At 36.3% G+C, this 3,873-nt stretch carries 4 protein-coding genes; 3 read left to right on the top strand and 1 reads right to left on the bottom strand.

Annotated features, from left to right (window positions below; all coding sequences use genetic code 11):
• Nucleotides 1-114 precede the first annotated feature (114 nt).
• Nucleotides 115-378, bottom strand: a complete 264-nt coding sequence (locus QWC74_RS12255) for a tyrosine-type recombinase/integrase (protein ID WP_288994133.1) — start codon at nucleotides 376-378, stop codon at nucleotides 115-117.
• Here QWC74_RS12255 and topA point away from each other — a divergent pair.
• The 3 genes from topA to trmFO all read left to right on the top strand — a co-directional run bounded on the left by topA (nucleotide 364) and on the right by trmFO (nucleotide 3,823).
• Nucleotides 364-2,004, top strand: a complete 1,641-nt coding sequence (gene topA, locus QWC74_RS12250) for a type I DNA topoisomerase (RefSeq protein WP_353888929.1) — start codon at nucleotides 364-366, stop codon at nucleotides 2,002-2,004. The genes QWC74_RS12255 and topA overlap by 15 nt on opposite strands.
• Nucleotides 2,005-2,264: 260 nt before the next feature.
• A complete protein-coding gene (locus tag QWC74_RS12245; protein ID WP_006783781.1) occupies nucleotides 2,265-2,528 on the top strand; it encodes a hypothetical protein in 264 nt (87 codons plus the stop codon).
• Nucleotides 2,525-3,823 (top strand): FADH(2)-oxidizing methylenetetrahydrofolate--tRNA-(uracil(54)-C(5))-methyltransferase TrmFO, encoded by a 1,299-nt coding sequence (gene trmFO, locus QWC74_RS12240; RefSeq protein ID WP_006783780.1) that lies wholly within the window; start codon nucleotides 2,525-2,527, stop codon nucleotides 3,821-3,823. The genes QWC74_RS12245 and trmFO overlap by 4 nt, the downstream gene beginning before the upstream one ends.
• Nucleotides 3,824-3,873 lie beyond the last annotated feature (50 nt).

The following is a 3,873-nucleotide window of genomic DNA, read 5'->3' as shown; positions in this document are numbered from 1 at the left end:
TTGTGGTTAGCGGGTTTTCGCTGTTTCGGAAACATCTGACGATTGCGTTTTGGGCACCTTTGGGGCACTTTTTTATCTGGAATTTTGCAGTGATATACTGTAGATATTTTAGATTTAATTTGCTTTTTGATATAGATTTTCTAATTTATTTAATTCTTCTCTTTGTTTATCGTCTGTTACATGCGTATAGAGATCTAGCGTGATTGAGATTGAAAAATGTCCGAGAAACATCTGAACTGATTTTGCTTCCATACCTGCTTCAAAACATCTTGTAGCGAACGTGTGACGCAGTGCATGAGGATGTACATGCTCTATCGGTTCATAGGTTATTTTATTCTTTTCTGATGACGTTTTACGTTCTGCATTAATCGTTTTCACAATATCATCGGATTTAAATTAAGTAAATTACTTCAAAGTAAAATCAAAAGTAAAAGTGCCGGACGTGTGCAATCAGTTGCTTTAAAATTAATTGTTGAGCGTGAAAAAGAAATTCAAAAATTTATTAGTGAAGAATATTGGTCTGTCCATGCAATGTTTGGTCGTGAACAAGCTAAAATTGAAGCTGAACTGATGAAAAAAGCCAATAAGAAATTGACGATTCACAATGAAGATGAGGTTAAACAAATTCTTTCAGAATTAAGTGATCCTTATGTGGTCGAAAAGGTTGAAAAGAAAAATAAATTAAAACAACCTAAATTACCATTTATCACCTCTACTCTTCAACAAGAGGCTGCTAGTAAATTAGGATTTAATGCTAAAAAGACCATGACCATTGCTCAGAAGTTATATGAAGGGGTAGATGTTGGTTCAGAAACTGTCGGGTTAATTACGTATATGCGTACGGATTCTACTCGTTTAGCAGACAACTTTGTCGATGCGGCTAAAGCGTATATTAAAGAGGCGTATGGTTCGAATTATGTTAAAACAGGAGCAACGGCAGCTAAAAAAGTAAAAAATGCACAGGAAGCTCATGAGGCAATTCGTCCATCATCGGTGACTAGAACACCTGATGAGATGAAACCTTATTTGAAACGAGATGAACTACGTTTATATAAATTAATTTGGGAACGTGCAGTCGCAAGTTTGATGAAGAGTGCCACAGTTGAAGCAACAACGATTGAAGTGAAATCAAATGATTATTTATTCCGTGTAAATGGTCAAGTCTTAGTTTTTGATGGGTACTTACGTGTATACAGCTATGAAGAAACTAAAAATGCGGCGCTTCCTCGTTTAAGTGAAGGAGATGTTTTATCGTTACTTGATGTTGAACCACAACAACACTTTACACAACCACCGGCTCGTTACTCTGAAGCTAAATTAATTAAAGAAATGGAAGAGTTAGGAATTGGTCGTCCTTCTACTTATGCTCAAACGATGGAAACACTGAAGAATCGTGGGTACGTGGCCATTGAAGATAAGAAATTTAAACCAACGGATCAAGGAATTTTAACGAGTGATAAATTAGCAGAGTTCTTCTCTGAATTCATTAATGTTGAGTATACAGCAGGAATGGAGCAAAATCTTGATGAAATTGCAAAAGGTCAGAAGGTTTGGTATGACGAATTAAAAGTGTTTTATGATCATTTCATGCCAATGCTTGAGGATGCGCAAAAGAATATGGAAAAGATTGCACCGGTGGAGATTGGTGAGCCTTGTCCAGAATGTGGCGCACCACTTGTGATTCGTCGAGGTCGATATGGTGAATTTGTGGCGTGTAGTGCTTATCCGACGTGTAAGTATATTAAAAAAGAACAAAAAGAAGAGACAGCACCTGTTTCAATTGGGGTTAAGTGTCCAAAATGTGAAACAGGAGAAGTTGTCGAAAAGAAAACAAGACGTGGAAAGGTCTTTTATGGATGTAACCAATATCCATCGTGTGATTTCGCGCTTTGGCATAAACCGATTGGAAAAACTTGTCCGAAATGTCAGGAACAATTAGTAGTTAAAGGGAAGAAAAACGAAGTTCAGTGCTCAAACAAAGAGTGTGACTACAAAGAAGAATAGAAAAAACTCATTGGTGCGTCTCAAGCATCAATGAGTTTTTATTTAACTCAGACTGTCTCTATATAGAAAAATTACCCATCATCAAACTTAGGACTTAGATTTATTTGATAGGAAGGTGTAACGATAGAATCACTAAAAGTTTTGAACGACAGAAAACTATTAGTAGTTCTAATATATTGTCAGAATGTGTTATAATGGAGCAAATAGCCAATGGTGATTTTCATCTATGCTATAGTTGGAATAAATATAGAGGAGTAAAGATGTCTGAACTATTATTTATGTTGATGATTATTCTCAAAGAAGGAATGGAATTGTTGGCGTTAAAAAGAAATCATCTAAAAGTAAAATCGATTCGAGTGATGTTGGTGATGACTTGTTGTCTGATTTTGCATTTAATGTGGCGAGGAATTTTATCAGAGTGGCCAGTGCTTTTGCAAATGTTATTAGCAGGAAGCCTGATTTGTGATATAATCATCATTTGTAGCAATAAATTAGTTAGCAACTTAGGAGGCAATATAAAATGAAATATGTAAATGTTATTGGAGCAGGTTTAGCTGGATCTGAAGCAGCATATCAGCTAGCTAAACGTGGAATTCAAGTTAAATTATACGAAATGCGACCAGTTAAAAATACACCGGCTCATCATACGCAAAATTTTGCAGAGTTAGTTTGTTCAAATTCTTTACGTGCTGATGGATTAGCGAATGCTGTTGGAGTTTTAAAAGAAGAAATGCGTATTTTAGACTCATTAATTATGACAGCTGCAGATATGCATAAAGTTCCAGCAGGTGGGGCCCTAGCTGTAGACCGCGAAGGATTTTCAGGCTATATTACAGAGTTTTTATCAAATCATCCAAATGTTGAAGTGATTCGTGAAGAGTTAACAGAGCTTCCAGAAGGACCGACTATTGTGGCAACAGGTCCTTTAACGAGTGATGCTTTAAGTGAGACAATTCGTGAAATGACGGGGCAAGGATCATTTTATTTCTATGATGCGGCAGCACCTATTATTGAAAAAGATTCAATTAATTTTGATAAAGTTTATTTAAAATCACGTTATGACAAAGGAGAAGCAGCTTATTTGAATTGTCCAATGTCAGAGGAAGAATTTAATGCTTGGCATGAAGCTTTAATCACAGCTGAGGTCGTTCCAGCTAAGGAATTTGAAAAAGAAGTCTTCTTTGAAGGATGTATGCCGATTGAAGTCATGGCTAAACGTGGTCGTCAAACTGTTTTATTTGGTCCGATGAAACCAGTTGGTCTTGAAGATCCGAAAACAGGCCAAACACCATATGCTGTTGTTCAATTACGACAAGATAATGCAGCGGGAACGTTATATAACTTAGTTGGATTCCAAACCCATTTAAAATGGGGAGAACAAAAACGAATTGTTCAAATGATTCCAGGGCTTGAAAATGCTGAAATTGTCCGTTATGGTGTCATGCATCGTAATTCATTTATTAATTCACCTGTGTTATTAAATGCAACCTATCAATTTAAAGCAAGAGAAGATTTATTCTTTGCTGGACAATTAACAGGAGTTGAAGGATATGTTGAATCAGCGGCATCAGGAATGGTAGCCGGAATTAATATGGCGAAGTATATTTTAGGGGAAGCGTTAATTGAGTTCCCACGTGAAACAGCTATGGGATCAATGGCTTATTATATTACTCATACCTCACAAGATGGATTCCAACCGATGAATGCAAACTTTGGTCTATTCTTAGATTTACCAGGACGTGTGAAAAAGAAAGAGAAAAAAGCATTATATGCTGCACGTGCGATTGAAAAAATTAAAGAATGTGCTGAGTTAATCTAAAGATATTGAGGGTGAATAGGGGAAATGAGAAAGGTTATTGCTTTATGGGG

The sequence above is a fragment of the uncultured Turicibacter sp. genome, from assembly GCF_938044715.1.
GTDB classification, from domain to species: Bacteria; Bacillota_I; Bacilli_A; order MOL361; family Turicibacteraceae; genus Turicibacter; species Turicibacter sanguinis.
This window is presented reverse-complemented; position numbering and strand designations above follow the sequence as displayed.

Coding starts and splice junctions, on each gene's coding strand:
- QWC74_RS12245 (WP_006783781.1), top strand. CDS start 2,265: ATGTCTGAACTATTATTTATGTTGATGATTATTCTCAAAGAAGGAATG.
- trmFO (WP_006783780.1), top strand. CDS start 2,525: ATGAAATATGTAAATGTTATTGGAGCAGGTTTAGCTGGATCTGAAGCA.